The sequence below is a fragment of the Rhodococcus sp. 05-2254-2 genome (assembly GCF_002259095.1).
Taxonomy (GTDB): Bacteria; Actinomycetota; Actinomycetes; order Mycobacteriales; family Mycobacteriaceae; genus Rhodococcoides.
In genome coordinates this window covers 95680-114380 of the sequence record NZ_NOZJ01000008.1, presented here as the reverse complement: position 1 = coordinate 114380, position 18701 = coordinate 95680, and the positions used below count along the sequence as shown (strand labels likewise).

19 protein-coding genes, 1 tRNA gene and 1 other RNA gene are annotated in these 18701 nt (G+C 64.8%); 10 read left to right on the top strand and 11 right to left on the bottom strand.

All coding sequences use genetic code 11. From position 1 onward, the window contains the following. Positions 1–52 precede the first annotated feature (52 nt). Genes CH283_RS10615 through CH283_RS10600 form a run of 4 tightly spaced genes read right to left on the bottom strand, consistent with a single transcriptional unit; the run spans position 53 to position 3895 of the window. Positions 53–1081, bottom strand: coding sequence for an ABC transporter ATP-binding protein (locus tag CH283_RS10615; RefSeq protein WP_094638757.1), 1029 nt, complete (start codon positions 1079–1081; stop codon positions 53–55). Next, entirely contained in the window at positions 1078–1851 is a 774-nt protein-coding gene (locus CH283_RS10610) for an ABC transporter permease (RefSeq protein WP_094638756.1), read from the bottom strand. Before CH283_RS10610 ends, CH283_RS10615 begins: the two co-directional genes overlap by 4 nt. Then, on the bottom strand, positions 1848–2687 hold the full coding sequence (locus tag CH283_RS10605) for an ABC transporter permease (protein ID WP_094638755.1): 840 nt from the start codon (positions 2685–2687) through the stop codon (positions 1848–1850). Before CH283_RS10605 ends, CH283_RS10610 begins: the two co-directional genes overlap by 4 nt. After that, positions 2684–3895: an ABC transporter substrate-binding protein gene (locus CH283_RS10600; protein WP_255183173.1), complete on the bottom strand. Its 1212-nt coding sequence runs from the start codon at positions 3893–3895 to the stop codon at positions 2684–2686. The genes CH283_RS10605 and CH283_RS10600 overlap by 4 nt, the downstream gene beginning before the upstream one ends. Positions 3896–4062: 167 nt before the next feature. Here CH283_RS10600 and CH283_RS10595 point away from each other — a divergent pair, with 167 nt between their 5' ends. Both CH283_RS10595 and CH283_RS10590 read left to right on the top strand, forming a co-directional pair. Then, positions 4063–4731, top strand: coding sequence for a TVP38/TMEM64 family protein (locus CH283_RS10595; protein ID WP_231893872.1), 669 nt, complete (start codon positions 4063–4065; stop codon positions 4729–4731). Beyond that, complete coding sequence (locus tag CH283_RS10590) at positions 4728–5339, top strand: CDP-alcohol phosphatidyltransferase family protein (protein WP_094638753.1); 612 nt, start codon at positions 4728–4730, stop codon at positions 5337–5339. Before CH283_RS10595 ends, CH283_RS10590 begins: the two co-directional genes overlap by 4 nt. Here CH283_RS10590 and CH283_RS10585 read toward each other — a convergent pair. After that, the gene (locus CH283_RS10585) at positions 5311–6750 is read right to left on the bottom strand and encodes a dihydrolipoyl dehydrogenase family protein (RefSeq protein WP_255183172.1); all 1440 of its coding nucleotides are present in this window, start codon (positions 6748–6750) and stop codon (positions 5311–5313) included. The genes CH283_RS10590 and CH283_RS10585 overlap by 29 nt on opposite strands. Positions 6751–6813: 63 nt before the next feature. Between CH283_RS10585 and CH283_RS10580 the strand changes: the two genes are divergently transcribed. Continuing rightward, on the top strand, positions 6814–7458 hold the full coding sequence (locus CH283_RS10580) for a class I SAM-dependent methyltransferase (RefSeq protein ID WP_094638751.1): 645 nt from the start codon (positions 6814–6816) through the stop codon (positions 7456–7458). A 26-nt stretch (positions 7459–7484) separates the two neighbouring features. Here the strand turns inward: CH283_RS10580 and CH283_RS10575 are convergent, their stop codons facing one another. Both CH283_RS10575 and CH283_RS10570 read right to left on the bottom strand, forming a co-directional pair. Continuing rightward, positions 7485–8333 (bottom strand): NAD(P)H-binding protein, encoded by an 849-nt coding sequence (locus tag CH283_RS10575; RefSeq protein WP_094638750.1) that lies wholly within the window; start codon positions 8331–8333, stop codon positions 7485–7487. Then, entirely contained in the window at positions 8330–8764 is a 435-nt protein-coding gene (locus CH283_RS10570) for a nuclear transport factor 2 family protein (protein ID WP_094638749.1), read from the bottom strand. Before CH283_RS10570 ends, CH283_RS10575 begins: the two co-directional genes overlap by 4 nt. Positions 8765–8851: 87 nt before the next feature. On the opposite strand from CH283_RS10570, the gene CH283_RS10565 reads away from it, so the two are divergent. The 3 genes from CH283_RS10565 to CH283_RS10550 all read left to right on the top strand — a co-directional run bounded on the left by CH283_RS10565 (position 8852) and on the right by CH283_RS10550 (position 11237). Continuing rightward, positions 8852–9442, top strand: coding sequence for a TetR/AcrR family transcriptional regulator (locus CH283_RS10565; RefSeq protein WP_094638748.1), 591 nt, complete (start codon positions 8852–8854; stop codon positions 9440–9442). Between the two features lie 277 nt (positions 9443–9719). After that, positions 9720–10586 carry an alpha/beta fold hydrolase gene (locus CH283_RS10555; RefSeq protein ID WP_094638747.1) on the top strand — a complete coding sequence of 289 codons (867 nt, stop codon included), beginning with the start codon at positions 9720–9722 and terminating at the stop codon, positions 10584–10586. Positions 10587–10619: 33 nt separating this feature from the next. After that, positions 10620–11237, top strand: coding sequence for a dihydrofolate reductase family protein (locus CH283_RS10550; RefSeq protein WP_094638746.1), 618 nt, complete (start codon positions 10620–10622; stop codon positions 11235–11237). A 14-nt stretch (positions 11238–11251) separates the two neighbouring features. Here the strand turns inward: CH283_RS10550 and CH283_RS10545 are convergent, their stop codons facing one another. Next, positions 11252–11974, bottom strand: a complete 723-nt coding sequence (locus CH283_RS10545) for a mycothiol-dependent nitroreductase Rv2466c family protein (RefSeq protein WP_094638745.1) — start codon at positions 11972–11974, stop codon at positions 11252–11254. A 30-nt stretch (positions 11975–12004) separates the two neighbouring features. After that, positions 12005–12913 carry a LysR family transcriptional regulator gene (locus tag CH283_RS10540; protein WP_094638744.1) on the bottom strand — a complete coding sequence of 303 codons (909 nt, stop codon included), beginning with the start codon at positions 12911–12913 and terminating at the stop codon, positions 12005–12007. 137 nt (positions 12914–13050) lie between these two features. On the opposite strand from CH283_RS10540, the gene CH283_RS10535 reads away from it, so the two are divergent. Further along, the gene (locus tag CH283_RS10535) at positions 13051–14466 is read left to right on the top strand and encodes an MFS transporter (protein WP_068050444.1); all 1416 of its coding nucleotides are present in this window, start codon (positions 13051–13053) and stop codon (positions 14464–14466) included. Continuing rightward, complete coding sequence (locus CH283_RS10530; RefSeq protein WP_068050445.1) at positions 14463–15209, top strand: 3-hydroxybutyrate dehydrogenase; 747 nt, start codon at positions 14463–14465, stop codon at positions 15207–15209. Before CH283_RS10535 ends, CH283_RS10530 begins: the two co-directional genes overlap by 4 nt. A 259-nt stretch (positions 15210–15468) precedes the next feature. Here CH283_RS10530 and CH283_RS10525 read toward each other — a convergent pair. Then, positions 15469–15556 (bottom strand) — tRNA-Ser (locus tag CH283_RS10525). Positions 15557–15651: 95 nt separating this feature from the next. Here CH283_RS10525 and ffs point away from each other — a divergent pair. Then, an RNA gene (gene ffs / locus CH283_RS10520) (signal recognition particle sRNA small type) lies at positions 15652–15746 on the top strand. Between the two features lie 53 nt (positions 15747–15799). Beyond that, entirely contained in the window at positions 15800–17086 is a 1287-nt protein-coding gene (locus CH283_RS10515; protein WP_094638959.1) for an aminotransferase class I/II-fold pyridoxal phosphate-dependent enzyme, read from the top strand. Positions 17087–17146: 60 nt separating this feature from the next. Here the strand turns inward: CH283_RS10515 and CH283_RS10510 are convergent, their stop codons facing one another. Next, positions 17147–18664: a DHA2 family efflux MFS transporter permease subunit gene (locus CH283_RS10510; protein ID WP_094638743.1), complete on the bottom strand. Its 1518-nt coding sequence runs from the start codon at positions 18662–18664 to the stop codon at positions 17147–17149. Positions 18665–18701: the final 37 nt, after the last annotated feature.

Below are 18701 nucleotides of genomic sequence, written 5' to 3'. Positions count from 1 at the left end.
TACGCGACGGAATGAGTACTGGTTCGACCATTCAAGAGGCGTGCAAAGATCCTTATCTAACGACAGATCTCGCCCAAAGCGGAATCTCTAACCCCACCCCATCCCCGACTCGCACCGCAGACCCCGCCGCCAACTCCACCTTCACGGTCGTCGAACCTACCGTCACGTCAGCGATACTTCGGAATCCGGTAGGCCGCAGATCGGAAATAACTCCCCGAATCCCGTTGTCATCCAAAGTGATCAGCTCATGCCGCAACAGCAACACGGCAGGCCCAGGCGGAAGAGAAACTCCGTCGACCTCCAACTCACCGAGTTCGGAGCGATGCACCCCAACCCCATCCCACTGACCCTCGATTTCGTTCATCCCACCCATCAGTCGCGAGACTGCCAACGTGCTCGGCCGCGTGTAGGCCGTCGCAATATCGGAGTGATGCTCCAATCGACCGTCGATGAGCACCGCCACCGAATCGGCCAGCACCGCCGCCTCTTGTTGGTCGTGAGTGACGAGCAGCAGAGTCTGATCCAACGTCGAGCGCAATTCCCGGACGAGGTCGTGCATCTCGGTGCGCAACACCGGGTCCAACGCACTGAAGGGCTCGTCCAACAACAACACTCGCGGTGAACCCGCGAGCGAACGCGCCAACGCCACCCGTTGCGCCTGTCCGCCCGACACCTCGGAGACAGCACGATCACCGATGTCACCGAGATGCACCAGATCGAGGTACTCCCGGGCACGTTCGCGCGAACGCTTGCGGCTCTCCCCTGCAGCGCGGTACGCGAAGCCGATGTTGTCCAGTACCGACATGTGCGGGAACAACATCGGGCGCTGGAACACCATCCCCACCCCGCGGTTCTCGGCCGCAACGCCGTTCACCTCACGGCCGTCGATCTGCACCGTGCCGGCCGTGGGTGAATCCAGTCCGGCAATGAGTCGTAACGCTGTGCTCTTGCCCGAACCCGACGGACCGAGAATCGCCGTGCAGGATCCCGGTGACAAAGTGAGATTCAGTGAGTCGAGTGCCGCAACCGATTGACCGGCATGGGCTTTCGTAAGTCCGTGTACGGACAGTTCGACACTCATCGTGCACTCCTCCGACGCAACCGGGCCAGCATGAGCACTAGCAACAGCGGCGGCACGACGGCGGCGACCGACAGCGCAGCCACCACTGAATCGTTACCGGTCCCGGCAGCGAACGAGGCGACGAGAATGGGCACGGTGACCAGTCTGCCTCCACCGATCAACAGGGTGATCACGTAGTCGCTCCACGCCACGAGGAAAGCCAGCAGTGCCGCACCCGCCAACGCCGGAGCCAACAGGGGAATGCGAATCTGCCGCAGCACCATGGCACTCGACGCACCGAGGGTGCGTGCCTCCTCTTCGTAGCCGATGTCGTACGCGCCGAACGCCACTCGCATCAGGTAGGTCGTGTACGGGATTGCAGCGACGGTCAGCAACGCGATCACCGCCACCGTGCTCGGAATGCGCGAGCGCAGCACCAGAACATCGAGTCCCAATGCCACGGCAAACGGGGGTAGGGCCAGCGGAGCGAAGAGAACCGCAGCTACGAAAGCGGGAAAGCGCACAGTACCGTTTACCAGGGCGCGAGCAGCCAATGCGCCCAATGGCGTTGCGATGGCGGCGACGGCGAGAGCGAGAAGGGTCGACCGCACGAACGCATCGAAGCCCCCTGCATCGAGGGCGCTGCGGACGCCGTCGAATCCCCATTCCTGCGGAACCGAACCGGGAAACGACCAGCGATTGCTGATGGCCCACAAGACAACCGGAATCAGCGGCAGCAGGAACCACAGGACCAGAGCGGACCTGCCGACAGCGGGAAGAACCCTGTTCATTTCCACGCTGCCGATCTGCGCAGATAGCGCAGGGCCACCGCGGCCACGACCACCGTCAGCGCGGTGGCGATCGTCGCGGCAGCTGCTGCCTGCGGACGCGTCTGAAGATCGATCGAGGTGAACAGGCGAATTGCCATCACCGACAACGGCTCCGGATACGGTCGACCCAGAATGCGGGCCACCTCATAGGAACCGACGGTGTAGGCGAACGCGATGGCCGCCGACGCGATCAGTGCGGGCCGGGCCAACGGCAACGTGACCAATCGGAGCCGAGCCCACCGGCCTGCGCCCAAGGTCGCGGCCGTCTCGTCGAATGCGGCCACTCGGGTGGCGAGAGTCCCGGCCACGACGACGGCCACGAAAGCCGACTCTTTCCAGGCGTATTCGGCGACGACGGCGATCCACCACTTCCCACCGACCAACTCCGGCCAGCCGCCGTCGGTCATGCCGAGAATGCGAGGCAGCATCCCTGAATCTGCCAACAGCAATGCCATCGCCGCCGCCCCGATCAGGTGCGGCACCGTGACGGTCAACCCCGCAGCGACCAACGCGGCGCGTCCACCTGACAAGGCCGTCAGTGCCGCCGCAAGCCCGATCACCGTGGCCAACGCCGTCGACACGACGGCAATCGACAGCGTCAGCACCACCGAGCGCCACAGGTCATCGCCCAACGCGGAGTATGCGTCGACCGATAGTGCGGGGGTTCCGACCAACGGCATCAGACCCAGGCTCTGCAGCACCACGGTGCCGAGACCGCCGCCGACGACGAGAACAACCAAGACGACGGCGGGGAGCACCGCCGCCGTCCCGCGAAAGCTCTTCGTGGACGCGCTCACTGACCGGCGAGCACGCTTCGACGCCAACCCTCGTCGACCGGCGAGACCCAATCGGCCGAGAGTTCGGGATGCGCGTTGGCCGACAGCTCCTCGTAGGAGGGCAGAACAGTCGAGCTCGGCAACGCTTCGAACCGGGCGCGGGCGTCATCGGGCAGTCGGTCGATATCGAGCACGGTGAACTGCCCCCACACGTCCGGCGTCGCCTTCTCGAGTTGTTGCTCGGGCGACAAAGCAAGATTGGCGACCACCTGTGCCGCAGCCGACTTCCCCGACGTCGACGGAATGGCAAGGAAACTCGCATTCCCGACGGTTCCCTCGTCGAGAGTCAGGACGCGGGTCTCCGGTGGGAAGGTGCCGTCGGCGACGAGTTTCGGGAGGGTTGCGGGGCCGTACGTCATGGTCATGTCGACCTGGCCACCGGCGTAGAGGGCGTCGAGCTCGGAGGAGGACTGCGGATACGTCGTTCCCTCGCGCCACAGTGACGGGGCGAGCTCGTTCAACTGATCGAACAACGCCGGGGCAAGGCGGTCGTAGGAGTCCTGGTCGAATTGAGCGGGAACCTCGTCGACGCCGCCGGAGGCATTGATCAAGGCTTCACGCACGAACACCGAGCCGATGAAGTCCGGGGGAGCGGGGTAGGTGAAGCGGCCCGGGTTCGCGCGAGCCCAGTCGAGCACGCCGTCGAATGTCGTCGGCGGATCAGGGATGGCTGCCGCGTTGTAGACGAGGGTGAATTGAGCTTTGTGCCAGGGTGATTCGCAGTTCTCTACTGGGGTACCGAAGTCGTCTAGCAACAGCGGATCCTCAGGATCGGTCAGTTCCATGTTCGGCAAATTCTGCGTCCAACCGCACAGCCACGCGCCTGCCTGCTTACCGGTGCCGAAGTTCGCGCCGTTGACCCACACCAGGTCCACTTCGCCGTCGGTGACCCCGGCCTGCCGCTCGGACAGGATGCGGTTGACGGCGTCGGTGGTCGATTCCACCGGTACGCGGCGCAGCGTGACACCTTCGGCAGCGGCCGCGGGGGTGAGCACGTCGTCGACGTAGGCATTGCCCTGCTCGTCGCCGCCGTACATCCACAGCGACACGGTCTGCCCCTGTGCCTGCTGTTCGATCTGGCTCCACGACTGCTCCTCGGCAAGCGGAGCTTCGGAGTCCGGGGCAGCGCAGGAGGTCAGCAGCAGCCCTGCGCTCGCCGCAATCGTCACTGCGCACCGTACTGAACGAATCACCATGGGCCCTCCAGATCACCGAAGCAGCCGTCGTCGACGCTGCCCTCACCACCGTAATCGGTCGAATGAGACAACCGCTGAACACGCGGGCACACGGGTCTTGTGCACAATGGATCCTGACCGCCGGACGAGAGGCACATACCGTGACGCAGGACCGCCCGACGCGTAGTCGCCGCGGCACGACCCTGAAATTGCTCGCGGCTGCCGTGGTCGTCATCGCTCTGGTGATCGTGCTCGGCACCGTCGACCTACCCGATCCGTCGTTCATCCGTGACCGAGTCGCATCGGCCGGGCCGTGGGGCATCGCGCTGTTCGTGGTGCTCTATGCCGTCCTGTCGGCCACTCCGTTCCCCGCCAGCACGTTGACCATCGCGTCGGGACTGCTGTTCGGGTTGGCGGTGGGCGCAACCGTCGTGGTGTTCGCCGCCACGATGGGGGCGTATCTCGGGTACTGGGGAGCTCGGGCCCTGGGACGCGGCCAGGTGGCCCGCACCGAATGGGACAGGCTCCGCCGGCTCGACGCCATGCTCGGACGGCGCGGATTGCTGTCGGTGTTGCTCGTGCGACTGGTGCCGCTGCCGTTCTCCTTGGTGAACTACGCGGCCGGAGTCAGCGCGGTGGGTCAGCGTGATTACGTGGTGGGGACGATGGTCGGCATCGTGCCCGCGACCGTCGCCTACACCGCCCTCGGGGCCTACGGAACGTCTCCACTCTCGTGGCCGTTCGCCATCGCATTGCTCGCGGTGCTGGCTATCGCGGCCGGTTCGGCGCTGTTGGCACGCCGTCTGGGACTCACCGGCGCTGCCGAATGATCGACAGCTTCCTGCGTCGCCACCTCGAAAGCCCGCTCGATCGCTGTGCCCGCGCCCTCGACCGCCCCGCGATCACACCCGACCGGATCACCGCCGCCGGGCTGGTGCTTGGCCTCGGTAGTGCACTGGCAGCCGGCCTGCAGTTCTGGTTGCTCGCTTTGTTCTTGTGGATCGTCTCCCGGATCGCCGACGGCCTGGACGGGCCTCTGGCGCGCAGGCGGGCGACAACAGCCGGGGCAGGCGGATTCTTCGACATCACCGCCGATTTTGTGGTCTACGGCACGACGGTGGTGGGCGTCGCGGTGGGTGCCTCGGCCGGATACGACGCCCCGTGGTGGCCGTTCCTGCTTGTGCTGCTGGCGTATTACATCAACGGCACCGCGTTTCTTGCGTTCTCCTCGATCGCCGAGCGCACCGGTCGCACCATCGACGACGGCCGTTCGCTGTCGTTCCTCGGAGGGTTGGCCGAGGGAGCCGAAACCATTGCAGTACACAGTCTGTGGCTGCTGGTGCCCGGCATCTCGTGGCAGATTGCGGTGGTCTGGGCGGCCGTGGTCGCGGTGAGCTCCACCCAACGGATCATCGCCGGGTATCGCGCTCTTTCCTGACGATCCACCTGCCGCGCACCTTCGCCAGTGCGGCCGTCGCTCGGGAGATCACCGGAGAACCCAACTGCACCTTCACGTCTGCTATCGCCGCGTTCCACGGCCCGTCGTTGTACGTCGGATACGGGTGCGTGGCTCCGGCGAGATCGCGGGTACGCAGCCCCTGCTCGATGGCGATGATCAGCTCCCCGATCGTCTCGCCCGCTCTCGGTCCCACCACACAGGCCCCGACGATGCGACGCTTGGCATCGAGCACCAGCGTCGTCGATCCGTTCGTCGCTTTCTCGGTGACGGCTCTGTCGACGTGATGGTGGTCCAAAGTCTGCAGCCGTAGTCCGCGACTGCAAGCGGTCCGCACATCGATTCCGGCCGAGGCGATCTCGGGATCGGTGAACGTCACCCGCGGAGTTCCCGTCGTACTCACTTTTCGGTTCAGACCGAGTGCCGCATTGCTCGCAGCCAGACTGCCGTGCACACCGGCAGTGTGCGTGAACTGCGGATGACCGGTGAGATCTCCGGCCGCCCAGATGCGGGGATTGGTGGTCCGCAGATGCTCGTCGACCTGAACGAATCCGTTGTCGTCCAATTCCACACCGGCCGTGTCCAAGCCGAGCGACGCGGTTCGCGGAGTCCGTCCGGTGGCGATGAGCACTCGATCGAATTGAATCTCGACACCCGTATCGGTCACGGCCGAACTTTTGTCGATGCGTACGACGGTGGTGGAGGTCAGGACGCGCACGCCCTCGTCGGTCAACGCGTGCGTCAGGATCGACGACGCCTCGGGGTGCTCGCGAGGCAGGATCGTGGCCGACCGCCCAACCAGAGTCACGTCCGACCCGAGACGCGAGAACGCTTGCGCCATTTCGCAACCCACCGACCCGGCTCCGACGATCAGCAGTCGCTCCGGCAAGTCCTCGAGATCCCACAGGGTGTCGCTGGTCAGGTAGTCCACGTTGTCGATGCCGTCGATCGCGGGCACCGTGGGATGCGCGCCGGTGGTCACGATCGCCTGACCGAAATGCAGAACCCGTGTACCGATTTTCACCGTGTTCGGACCCGTGAAAACAGCGTCCCCGCGGATCACCTGGACCCCCGCCTCGGTGAGTGCCTCGGGTGAATCGATCGGCGCGATCTCGGCGATCGAGCCGTGTACGTGCTGCATCACGCGTGCGAAGTCCACAATCGGTGGCTGGGTGACGATGCCGAAGCGGGACGCGGATCGAACCGTCTGTGCCGCCGAGGCCGCCGCGAGGAGCGCCTTGGACGGAACGCATCCGGTCCATAGGCAGTCGCCGCCGGTCCGTTCGCGCTCGATCAGCACGACGCGAACGCCGAAGCCGGCTGCGGTCTTCGCCGCCACGATGCCGGCGGTGCCGCCGCCCACCACGACCACGTCGGCACGGTTCTCGGGCACACTCGAAGACGAACGACGGATTCCCATACTTCCCACTATGCCCGCGCCCCGGAGAGACCCGACATGAGACGACCGACGAAATACACGATGTCGGCCCGCCTGTACGACGTGATTTCTTTCGAGTGGCCGGTGTATCGAGCCGGTCGGGAGGCAGCATTCGAGCTGCTGAATCTGCCTGCAGGCAGCCATGTTCTGGACCTCGGCTGCGGGACGGGACTGAACTTCGCCGGGTTGCAGCGGATGATCGGACCGACCGGCTCGATCACCGGAGTCGACGCCAGCTCACAGATGCTCGAACAGGCCAGGCGGCGAGCCGACCGAGCCGGGTGGGACAACGTCACGCTGGTCGCTGCTGACGCCACGGCCCTCACCAGCGCGGATCTGGGCGAGGCTGAGTTCGATGCTGCGCTGAGTACGTATGCGCTGTCGCTGATGACGCCGTGGCAGGCGGCTCTCGACTCGATGATCGCGCACACTCGCGAGGGCGGCGTCGTGGCCGTCGTCGACATGCAGCGGCCCGTGGGACGGGCGGCGGTGTGGACCCCGCTGGCGAAGCTTGCATGCCGACTCGGAGGGTCGGACATCGAGGCTCATCCGTGGACGGCGATGACGCCACTGCTGCGTGATCTGTCGACTCGCGCCGTTCGCGGCGGCCACATCCAGGTCCGCGTCGGGACTGTCGGCACGCGCCACGCCGAGCCGAATTGACGGAGGTCGCACGCCTGTCGTTGCTGTCAGTGGAGCGCCGGGCTGCTGTCACCGAGCGGGAATGCCTCGGCGACGAAGTTCTCGAAGCTACGCGGGGCTCTGCCGGTGATGCGTTCGACCACATCGGTGACGCGATCCTCGGAGCCTGCTGCGATGGCCGCGTCCAGGGCTGCCAGGATCGGCGCATATTCGCGGGGGAGGCCGCCGTCGATGTGTCGCTGTGCCAACTCGTCGACGGAGATCGATCTGTGTCGCAGAGGTTTTCCGGTGTGGGCGGCGATGATTCGGGCCGCGTCGGAGTAACTGAGCGCCTCGGGTCCGGTGATGATGTGATCGGTGTCGTGCGACTGAACGTCGAGCAGTGCGTGCACGGCGACGGCGGCGATGTCGCCCGCATCGACGAAGCCGATCCGCCCGTCCCCGGTTGCAGACACGATCTCGCCCGCAGTGACTCCTGCTGCGAGAGAGCTGCTGCCGCGGAAGTTCTGCATGAACCAGCTCGGTCGAAGGACTGCCCATTCGGGTATCTCGGTCGCCACCGCGTCGTGGATCTCGCCGAGCCCGGTCCCACCTCGTTCGAGTGCGGACGAACTCAGCGCGACGACGCGTCGAACACCCTGTTGCAGAGCGTGTTCCAGGAACGGTCGAACTAGAGGTAGCGGATCGGCCACACCGACGGGCGCTACGAGATAGACCGCTCGGACGCCGTCCAATGCGGCTGTGTGGGTACCACGATCGAGCCAGTCGAACCTGATCTGGTCTGCGGACGTGGGTGTGCGAGACGCCGCTCGATACTGCGCCCCTCGTTCGTGGAGAAGCGTGGTCACCCGGCTTCCGGTCGTTCCCGTCGCGCCGAGAACCAGGACGTCGCTCATGCGCGGTCACCCGCGAAAGCCGCCGTGACGTCGTCGACCGAACCGAGGGCTTCCGCGGCGGCGAGTGGACTCCAATAGTCCTTGTACTTGGTGATTTCGCCGTCGCGCACGGTGATGACAGCGATGTATGCGAGTTCGTACGGCTTACCTGTCGAAGGAACGACGCCGGCAGCCTCGAACTCGACCACGACTACCTCCGCGTCGGCGGTTTCATGGATCGTCGGCGACGTGATGTTCCGTATGTCGAGGATTTCGGGATACCCACGCATGTACTCGTGAATTGCAGCGCGACCCTCCACGCGGCGCGGGTATCCCGGAGCGGCGAACGGAAACACGATGACGCCGTCGACCGCCCACAGGTCGGCGAACGCAGTCATGTCATGTGCAAGCAAGTGCTGCAACGCAGTGTGGACGACGTCGGTGGGTGTCATGGATCTCCTCAAATGGACGATACGGTTACGTCTCGTCCAAAAGTACACCGGACGGTACCGTACCGTCCATTTGTTAGAGTTCGCCGTATGAGTCCACGGAAGCCGACGGGTGCTGCTGTGTTTCAGCCCGACAAGACACGTGCGATCACGGAAGCGGTGCTCGACGAATTCGCCGAACTCGGGTTCGGGCGACTTTCGATGGAAGGCGTCGCCAAGCGCGCGGGTGTCGGTAAGAGTGCGCTGTACCGGCGCTGGCCGTCCAAAGTCGACATGGTCGTGTCGGTGTTGTCCGAGTTCAGCGTCGACATTTCCCGGATTCCCGATACCGGATCGCTGTACGGAGACCTGCGCGCGACGCTCGACAACCTGATGGAGTGGATAGCAGATCCGAGATTCGCCCGGATATTTCCCGATCTGGTCGCAGAATCGGCGCGGACTCCGAGGCTCGCAGAGTTGCACAAGGAACTGATCGGAAAGCCACGGCGGGAGCGTGCGGTCAGAGTGTTCGAGCGAGCGATCGACCGCGGGGAGATGGCGGCCGGGTTCGATCTCGAGCTGGCGCTCGATCTTCTTGCCGGACCGGTTTATTGGCGCTTTACGGTGCGTGGCGTCGAGGTGGATTCGGCGTACCTCGACGCCGTCACCACCGCGCTGATCGGAGCATTGAGCAAAGCATGATCCTGAGCTCGCCCGCGTTGCCACCAGTGCACACTCTTCCCGCTATCGACGCGGAGGAATATCTATGGCAGACACAGCCGATACACCGGAGCGTTTCGTGGTGCACGAATCCGGTGCGCAACGTCGAGGAGACGACCGACTGGGTGGGTCATTCACCCGAATACCTGCAGCGTTTCCGAAACGGTCTGGAGGCGTTAAGACGGACAGGTACTGCGATCCTGTACGACTAGGCGGCACCGTCCGGTGAGTTTTCGCTCGGGCCGGGGTCCAACCGATCATGACGACACAGACGGTTTCCGTTCCCGGTGCGACCCTGACCTATGACGTGATCGGTGAGCTCGAGCCCGGGGTCACCCCGTTGTTGCTCATCGGCTCACCGATGGATGCGAGCGGGTTCGGTACGTTGGCATCGCACTTCCGCGACCGGGTGGTCGTCACCTACGACCCGAGAAATGTCGGACGTAGTCGACGAGACGACGCGACCGCGGCGGTCACCGTCGGCGAACATGCCGACGACCTGCATGCAGTGCTCACCGCCGTCGGCCACGGTCCTGTCGATGTCTTCGCCTCCAGCGGGGGCGCGGTCAATGCGCTGGTGCTCGTGAGCAGATACCCGTCCGACGTTCGGACGTTGGTTGCCCACGAACCGCCCGCCGGAGGCACTCTGCCGGACCGCGAGAACATCGCGACAGTGTGCGCACACATGGTGGCCACGTACGACGCTCACGGCCTCGGCTCGGCCATGGCCGAATTCATGTCGCTGTTGATGCATGCAGGCCCTATCGACGACGCGTTCTTCGCTCGCCCGGCACCGGACCCGGCGCAGTTCGGCCTACCGACCGAGGACGACGGAACCCGCGACGATGCCCTGATGTCCAACATGCGCGGGGGAGGCGTCGATTTCGCGCCGGATGTCGATGCATTGCGTGCTGCTCCCACCACAGTGGTGATCGGAGTAGGTGAAGAATCCGGCGGCCCAGAGGACGGTCACATCGCGGCTCGCGCAGCGTATTCGACTGCAGCGCTCCTCGGATCGGAGCCGATCGTCTTTCCCGGCGGCCACTCGGGATTCCTCGGCGGCGAATTCGGTCAGACCGGAAAACCGACCGAATTTGCCGAGAGTCTGCGAAGAGTATTGAGCTGAAGAAGATTCCGTCCTACAGAACCAGGAGCAATCATGGGCCTCATCACATTGGAGTTGTTCGCCACCCTCGACCTCGTCGCACAATCACCAGGAAGCCCCGAGGAAGATCCCGAGAACTTCCCCTTCGGTGGTTGGCAGGCTCCTCTGCTCGACGAGGTCTCCGGAGCGCAAGTCGACGCCGCATACGAGGGCACGGATGCGCTCCTGCTCGGCCGACGCACCTACGACATCTTCGCCGCCTACTGGCCGAACCAAAAAGGCTCGTTCGCAACGCTGTTCAACGCCATACCGAAATACGTGGCCTCGCGCGGCACACCCGATCTGCGGTGGGACGGTTCGACCCAACTCGGACCGAGTCTGGTGGATGCGGTGCGTGAGATCCGAGATCGGCACGACAACATCAAGGTCGTCGGAAGCCTCGATCTGGTGCAGACCCTGTTGCGCGAGAGGCTTTTCGATCGACTCGATCTGTGGGTGCATCCCATCCTTCTCGGAGTGGGAAAGAGAGTGTTCGCCGACGGCACCGTGCCCAGCAACCTGACGTTGCTCGGGCCACCGGCCGTCGACGGTAAAGGCACCGTGTACCTGCGTTACGGCCTAGATGCCGGAACCCCGGAAGTCGGCAACATGGACGACCTGCAGGGCGGCTGATCTGGCCGAGAAGTTCACTTCTTCTGGCGTCGGCTACCTCCGTGCCAGTCCTGTTGCACGCCCGCTTCGTCTTCCTGCACGCCGAGGGCCTTGAGTTGCGGAAGCTCACGCAGACTGCGCTTCATCTCGGCGAAGCCGGGGAAGCGAGCGAGTCCGATCACGTTGTCCCACAGCGGCACTGCCTCCTCGTCGCTGGGCAGTCTGCTGATCACCGGCCCGAAGAACGCGACGCCGTCCGGCGGCTCGAAGGCAATGATGGGCGTGCCGACGTCCTTGCCGGTGAGTGAGAGGGCGTGATCGGTTTCGGCCTGGATCTCCTCGTCGAGAGACGAATCATCCAGTGCTGCAGTGTGATGGGTGGGCAGCCCGAGTTCTTCGAGGATCGGCCCCAGGAATTCTGCGGTGCCGCGATGGCCGTGGCTCGTAGCGTCGTCGGGCACCACCTCGGTGTCGAAGATGTGCTTGCCGAGGGCCTCGTACAGAGGCCCGACAGCGTCCGACCCGTGCTCACGACGAATATCGGCAGCAGCCCGCAGCACTCGTAGACCTGCGGTGTGGCCGGCCTCGTACTCGGGCGGGAAGTGGGCGTCGTAGTCGATGTGCGAGTTGAGCAGTCGCAGCGAGATGAAACGCCAGTCGACGGTGTAGTCGCGCTGAGCCTGGACCTTGCGAACCCATTTGCTGGTCATCCAGGCGAACGGGCACACCGGATCGAAATAGAACTCGATATCTGCCATCGGGGCACTCTCCTTATGGGACGTAGGTATTCAGTGTTCACCCAACAGTGCCGAACGTTGTTCGGTGACGACGGCGCGGATGGCGTCGACCACCGCCGACACCTCCGGCCGTCGCAGTGTTTCGGTACGGGTCACGAGCCAGTAGGTCAGTTTCACCGCGATGGCGTTGGGCAGGACTCGTCGGAGGTCGGGGTGGCGGTCGGCCATGAAGCATGGCAACAGCCCGATGCCCGCAGATGCGCGGGTGGCCTCGACGTGGACGAAGACGTTGGTGGAGGTGACCGATTCGCGCATGGTCGGGGTGAAGTTGGGGGCCAGATCGAGATCGTCGACGTGCAGCATCGAATCGATGAAGTAGATGAACGGGTGTGCAGAGAGATCGGCCGGCACCTGCGGAGTTCCGTGGTCCTCCAGATAGTCCTCGGAGGCATAGAGGCCGAGTAGATAGTCCCCTAGCCGGATGGCCTCGGCGCGATGCACTTGCGGTTGCCCGACGACGATCTCGATGTCCAGACCCGATCGTTGCTGCGAGGCGCGCCTGGTGACCGCCACGATTTCCACGGACACGCGCGGATGAGCGCGCTGCACCCGCGCCGCGGCCGGAGCCGCGATGTAGGCGCTGAATCCGTCGGTCGCCGAAATTCGTACGACGCCTTCCAACGCGCCGACATCGCTCGAGACGAGGGTGCGCAGCGCATCCTCGACGGCCTCCGCCGCGGCCAGCGCGCCGCGGCCCAGCTGCGTCAGCTCCCAGCCACCGGCACCACGGGTTAGAACCCGGCCGCCGAGCGTGTCCTCGAGTGCGGCGATGCGTCGGGAAATGGTCGTGTGGTTGATGCCCAGGTCGTCGGCGGCGGAGCTGTAGCGACCGGTGCGACTGACAGCGAGCAGCACCAGCAGGTCATCTGCACTGGGGATCTTCGCGCCACCGAGTGTCATGTGTGCAGTTTTGCAGATCCGACCTGCGTTCATGGCTCTTGCGCCCACAAACATCTGCACCAATACTCAGAGCAACCCGCAGTTGTGTGGTCCATCACATGCATGAACGTGACGTGCTGAGTAACACAGGAGAAAACATGAGCGTCGATCAGCCGCTGACAGAACGACCAGAACCGGATCCCGATGCCACGCCCACAGGCCTGAAGAAGGTCGTCGGGGCGTCGATGGCAGGCACCATCGTCGAGTGGTACGAGTTCTTCCTCTACGGCACCGCCGCAACGCTGGTGTTCAGCAAGATCTTCTTCGCTGCCGGAACCAGTGAGCTCGACGCGATCCTCGCGGCCTTCGTCACCTACGCCGTCGGATTCGTCGCACGTCCGTTGGGCGGCATCGTCTTCGGTCACTACGGCGACAAGTACGGCCGAAAGAAGTTGCTGCAGTTCAGCCTCGTCCTCGTCGGCGGAGCCACGTTCCTCATGGGCTGCCTACCGACCTTCGAGGCGATCGGCTACTGGGCACCGGGACTGCTGGTGACCCTGCGATTCATCCAGGGCTTCGCCGTCGGCGGCGAATGGGGCGGCGCGGTTCTCCTCGTCGCAGAACACAGCCCCAACAAGTCCCGCGGATTCTGGGCCAGCTGGCCGCAGGCCGGCGTGCCCGCAGGCAACCTGCTCGCCACCGTCGCGCTGCTCGTCCTGACGACCACACTGTCCGACGAAGCCTTCCTCAGCTGGGGCTGGCGCGTCGCGTTCTGGCTCTCCGCCGTCATCGTCTTCGTCGGCTACTACATCCGCACCAAGGTCTCCGACGCCCCGATCTTCCTCGAGGCTCACAAGCAGGCAGAGGTCATCAAGGCCGCGTCGTACGGCGTCTTCGAGGTCGTGAAGCGTTACCCGCGTGGCGTGTTCACCGCGATGGGACTGCGCTTCGGTGAGAACGTCATGTACTACCTCGTCGTCACCTTCTCCATCACGTACCTGTCGGTCGAGGTGGGTACCGACACCTCCACGATCCTGTGGTGGATGCTCATCGCCCACGCGATCCACTTCTGCACGATTCCGTTGGTGGGCAAGCTCGCCGACCGCGTCGGACGTCGCCCGGTCTACTTCGCCGGAGCCGTCACCGCGGCAACGTGGGGCTTCTTCGCCTTCCCGATGATGAACAGCGGCCACAACGTCGTCATCATGCTGGCCATCATCATCGGCCTGATGTTCCACGCCTTCATGTACGCCACGCAGCCGGCCATCATGGCCGAGATGTTCCCGACGCGGATGCGGTACTCCGGTGTGTCCCTCGGCTACCAGGTCACCTCGATCGTCGCCGGTTCGCTGGCCCCGATCATCGCGGTCAAGCTGCTCGACGTCTACGGCTCGTCCGTCCCGATCGCGGTGTACTTGGCCGTGGCCTGCGCGATCACTGTCGTGGCCGTCGTCGTCGCTCGGGAGACCAAGGGACTGGCGCTCGAAAGTATCGACATCGCCGACGCCAAGAACCTGGCCACTGAGGCCGAGCTGGCGAAGGCCGGCCTGCTCGACAAGACTGCACAGCGATGAACGACCTGAACGGACGCTCCGCCCTCGTCACCGGGGGAGCGTCCGGCATCGGGGCCGCGTGTGCACGCGAGCTCGCCGGGCGCGGTGCCCGCGTCACCGTCGCCGATGTGAACGACGTCGCTGCAAAGGAATTGGCGTCGGAGATCGGCGGAGACGTCTGGTCGGTGGATCTGCTCGACACCACCGCGTTGGACGACCTCCGGCTGGACGTCGACATCCTCGTCAACAATGCGGGTATCCAAACCGTCGCACCGATCGTCGACTTCGACCCGGGCGCATTCCGCAGAATCCAGACGCTGATGGTGGAGGCACCGTTCCTGTTGGTTCGAGCTGCGTTGCCGCACATGTACTCTCGCGGCTTCGGTCGGGTGGTGAACCTGTCCTCGGTGCACGGACTGCGTGCCTCGGAATTCAAGGTCGCCTACGTCACCGCCAAACATGCACTCGAAGGACTGTCGAAAGTGACGGCCCTCGAAGGTGCCGCCCACGGTGTGACGAGCAACTGCGTCAACCCGGGATACGTCCGAACGCCTCTGGTGGAAACACAGATCGCAGACCAGGCCAAGGCGCACGGCATCCCCGAGAACGAGGTACTCGAGAAAGTCCTGCTGACCGAGGCGGCCATCAAGCGACTCGTCGAACCGGCCGAAGTCGCCTCACTGGTGGGCTGGTTGACCTCCGAAAACGCCGGCATGGTCACTGGAGCGTCATACACCATGGACGGTGGTTGGTCGGCTCGATAGTTCGGCCCCGCACGCTTCGCGCCCCCACTCTGGGATCAATGTGGGTTCCAGTCGCTCAGATAGCAACAAAGTCGCATTCATTCGGATCGGGTCGTCGCCCGCCACCGGATGAATGTGGCTTTCTTGCACTCAGACGGACTCGAACGCCCATTGATCCGGAGTTGGATGGGCACGAACCTCACCGGACGACAGAGCGGGCAGGTGAACCACCTCGCCTCGAACAGCAAAAAGCCCCCGTGACATGTCACGGGGGCTTCTCTGGCGGAGGATAGGGGATTTGAACCCCTGAGGGCGTTAACCCAACCCGCGTTCCAGGCGAGCGCCATAGGCCACTAGGCGAATCCTCCGTGGGGGAGCTTACCCGGTTACCCCCACCATCTCCCAAATCGGGAGGCGCGAAGGGTGGTGATGTGTTGTCGGACGGGAGGCGGCTACACTTCCTAACGGATCCCGCGCGGCGCGCATCCTGTGAACTCCCCCAGGGCCGGAAGGCAGCAAGGGTCAATGGGCTCTGCCGGGTGCGCGGGGTCCCCTTTATTTCAGTGACATCGACACTGTCCGGGGAACCCGTCACCGAGAGGCCGCTCCGCATGCCAGCGCAAACCCAGTTGGGTCTGATGAACCATGAGGAGCTTGCCTCCGAGCACGAGCGGCAGAGCGCGAAGTACACGCAGCTCAAAGCCGAGAAGCTCACTCTCGATCTCACTCGCGGCAAGCCGTCGCCCGAGCAGCTCGACCTGGCTGCTGACCTGCTGACGCTTCCGGGTGCGGATTACAAGGACGGCAACGGCACCGACTGCCGCAACTACGGCGGCCTCGCGGGCCTGCCGGAACTGCGTGCCATCTTCGGCGAACTGCTCGGCATCCCGGTGAAGAACTTGCTCGCCGGCAACAACGCCAGCCTCGAGATCATGCAGGATCTGGTGGTCTGGGCGCTGCTGCATGGGCTGCCCGATTCCCCTCGCGCCTGGTCGGCCGAGCCGAACGTGCGCTTCCTCTGCCCTTCGCCCGGCTACGACAGGCACTTCGCGATCACCGAGAGCTTCGGCATCGAGATGATCCCGGTTCCGATGGGACCCGACGGCCCGGACGTGCACGAGATCGCCAACCTGGTGGCGTCGGATCCGCAGATCAAGGGCATGTGGGTGGTGCCGAACTACGCGAACCCCACCGGTGCCGTCTATTCGGAGGACGTCGTTCGCGCGCTGGCCACCATGCCTGCGGCCGCACCCGATTTCCGACTGTTCTGGGACAACGCCTACGCGGTGCATCCATTGACCGAGGAATTCGCGCCGTCGTACGACGTGTTGGGCATGGCCGCCGAGGCCGGGTTCCCCAACCGCCCGTTCGTGTTCGCGTCGACCTCGAAGATCACGTTCGCCGGTGCGGGGGTCAGCTTCCTCGGCAGTTCCGAGGAGAACCTCGCCTGGTACCAGAAGCATTTCGGCAAGAAGAGCATCGGCCCGGACAAGTTGAACCAGCTGCGGCACCTGCGCTTCTTCGGCGACGCCGCCGGTGTGCGGGCCCACATGGCCAAGCATCGCGAGATCCTGGCCCCCAAGTTCGCTCTGGTGCAGCAGATCCTCGAGGACCGTCTCGGTGCGTCGAAGATCGCATCCTGGACCGAACCCAAGGGCGGCTACTTCATCAGCCTCGACGTACTCGAGGGCACGGCCGCGCGGTCGATCGCGCTGGCCAAAGAAGCCGGAATCGCTCTGACGGCCGCCGGCTCGGCCTTCCCGTACGGAAAAGATCCGGAAGACAAGAACATTCGCCTCGCCCCGAGCTTCCCGTCACTCGGTGAGTTGGAGAAATCGATGGACGGCGTCGCGACCTGCGTTCTGCTGGCCGCGACCGAGAAGCTGCTCGAAGGCTGACGCACGTGAGCGGAACCTCGTAGCAGGCTACGAGGTTCCGCTCACATGCGGCGAAGCCGCTCAGTGCCCGACGACTACCGCACCTTCGGGAGCCGAAGGCAACGGTCCGTTCTTCAGCAGCGTGGCCGACAGCACCGCGCCGAGCAGGAAGATTCCCGACGCCCACCAGAACGTGGTGGTGTAGCTGGCGATCTCCGCGTTGGCCTGCAGCAGTGCCGCGTCGGTGGCCGTCGCCATGTTCGAGCTGACGTAGCTGGTCGCTGCATTGGCGGCCACGGTGCTCAGCAGCGCCGTGCCGATCGAGCCGCCCACCTGCTGCATCGTGTTCACCGTTGCCGATGCGACACCGGAATCGTCAGGGTCGACGCCCGAGATCGCGCCCTGCATGGCCGGGGCCATGGTGGCACCGAGGCCGAGGCCCATGATGACCAGGCCGGGCAGGATGTGCGTGACGTAGCTGCTGTCGACGTCGATCTGCGTCAGCAGTGCCATGCCGATCGAGGCCACGACCAGGCCGGTCGTCATCAGGATGCGGGGTCCGAAGCGGGGCAGGATCAGCGCCGTGGACAGCGTCGCCGTGAGGATCAGCGACGCGATCATCGGCATGAACGCGAACCCGGTGGTGATGGGTGTGTACTTCAGCGTGTTCTGCAGGTAGTACGTCAGGAACAGGAACACCGCGAACATGCCTGCGCCGGTGACGAATACCGCGAGGAACGATCCCGCACGAGTGCGGTTCAGCACGATCCGCAACGGCAACAACGGATGCTCGACGCGCATCTGGATGGTCACGAACACTGCGAGCAGTACGACACCGGCGGCCAGGAATCCGAGGGTGACCGAGTTGCCCCAGCCGTCGGACTCGGCGTGAGCGAAGCCGTAGACGATGGAGAACAGTGCGGCCGAGACGGCGAGGGTGCCGGGGATGTCGAGCTTGGGGCGGACGTCGACCTTGTGCTTGGCCAGGAACAGGAACCCGCCGACGAAGGCGAGTGCGGCGAAGATCAGGTTGACGTACAGGCTCCAGCGCCAGTTGGCCCATTCGGTGAGCATGCCGCCCAGCAGCAGGCCGAGAGCGCCGCCGCCGCCGGCGATGGCACCGAAGATGCCGAATGCCTTGGCGCGTTCCTTGGTATCGGTGAAGGTGGTGGCCAACAGGGACAGGGCCGCGGGGGCGAGCAGAGCGCCGAAGACGCCCTGACCGGCGCGAGCCGCGACCAGCATGCCGAAGTTGACGGCCGCGCCGCCCACAGCCGACATCAGCGCGAAACCGACGAGCCCGATGAGGAAGGTGTTGCGTCGTCCGAAGAGGTCGCTCAGTCGTCCACCGAGCAGCAGCAGGCTGCCGAACGCGAGTGCGTACGAGGTGACGACCCAGGAGCGGTCGGCGTTGTCGAAGCCCAGGTCGAGCTGGGCGGCGGGGAGTGCGATGTTCACGATGGTCGCGTCGAGCACGACCATGAGCTGAGCCAGCCCGAGCGTCGCGAGAATCAGCCAACGATTCCGATGCGCACGTTCGTCGACCGGCGTCGTGGACGACGTCGAGTCGCCCACGTTCTCCGATGAAAGGGTGGTCATAGTGTCCTCGGTTCGACTATGCGGAGGTGTACCCTCC

Bases quoted from the DNA above. Each gene is read 5' to 3' on its own strand.
- CH283_RS10555 (WP_094638747.1), top strand. From the start codon at position 9,720: ATGACGACACAGACGGTTTCCGTTCCCGGTGCGACCCTGACCTATGAC.
- CH283_RS10590 (WP_094638753.1), top strand. From the start codon at position 4,728: ATGATCGACAGCTTCCTGCGTCGCCACCTCGAAAGCCCGCTCGATCGC.
- CH283_RS10580 (WP_094638751.1), top strand. From the start codon at position 6,814: ATGAGACGACCGACGAAATACACGATGTCGGCCCGCCTGTACGACGTG.
- CH283_RS10570 (WP_094638749.1), bottom strand. From the start codon at position 8,764: ATGACACCCACCGACGTCGTCCACACTGCGTTGCAGCACTTGCTTGCA.
- CH283_RS10550 (WP_094638746.1), top strand. From the start codon at position 10,620: ATGGGCCTCATCACATTGGAGTTGTTCGCCACCCTCGACCTCGTCGCA.
- CH283_RS10565 (WP_094638748.1), top strand. From the start codon at position 8,852: ATGAGTCCACGGAAGCCGACGGGTGCTGCTGTGTTTCAGCCCGACAAG.
- CH283_RS10575 (WP_094638750.1), bottom strand. From the start codon at position 8,333: ATGAGCGACGTCCTGGTTCTCGGCGCGACGGGAACGACCGGAAGCCGG.
- CH283_RS10540 (WP_094638744.1), bottom strand. From the start codon at position 12,913: ATGACACTCGGTGGCGCGAAGATCCCCAGTGCAGATGACCTGCTGGTG.
- CH283_RS10535 (WP_068050444.1), top strand. From the start codon at position 13,051: ATGAGCGTCGATCAGCCGCTGACAGAACGACCAGAACCGGATCCCGAT.
- CH283_RS10515 (WP_094638959.1), top strand. From the start codon at position 15,800: ATGCCAGCGCAAACCCAGTTGGGTCTGATGAACCATGAGGAGCTTGCC.
- CH283_RS10615 (WP_094638757.1), bottom strand. From the start codon at position 1,081: ATGAGTGTCGAACTGTCCGTACACGGACTTACGAAAGCCCATGCCGGT.
- CH283_RS10530 (WP_068050445.1), top strand. From the start codon at position 14,463: ATGAACGACCTGAACGGACGCTCCGCCCTCGTCACCGGGGGAGCGTCC.
- CH283_RS10510 (WP_094638743.1), bottom strand. From the start codon at position 18,664: ATGACCACCCTTTCATCGGAGAACGTGGGCGACTCGACGTCGTCCACG.
- CH283_RS10610 (WP_094638756.1), bottom strand. From the start codon at position 1,851: ATGAACAGGGTTCTTCCCGCTGTCGGCAGGTCCGCTCTGGTCCTGTGG.
- CH283_RS10545 (WP_094638745.1), bottom strand. From the start codon at position 11,974: ATGGCAGATATCGAGTTCTATTTCGATCCGGTGTGCCCGTTCGCCTGG.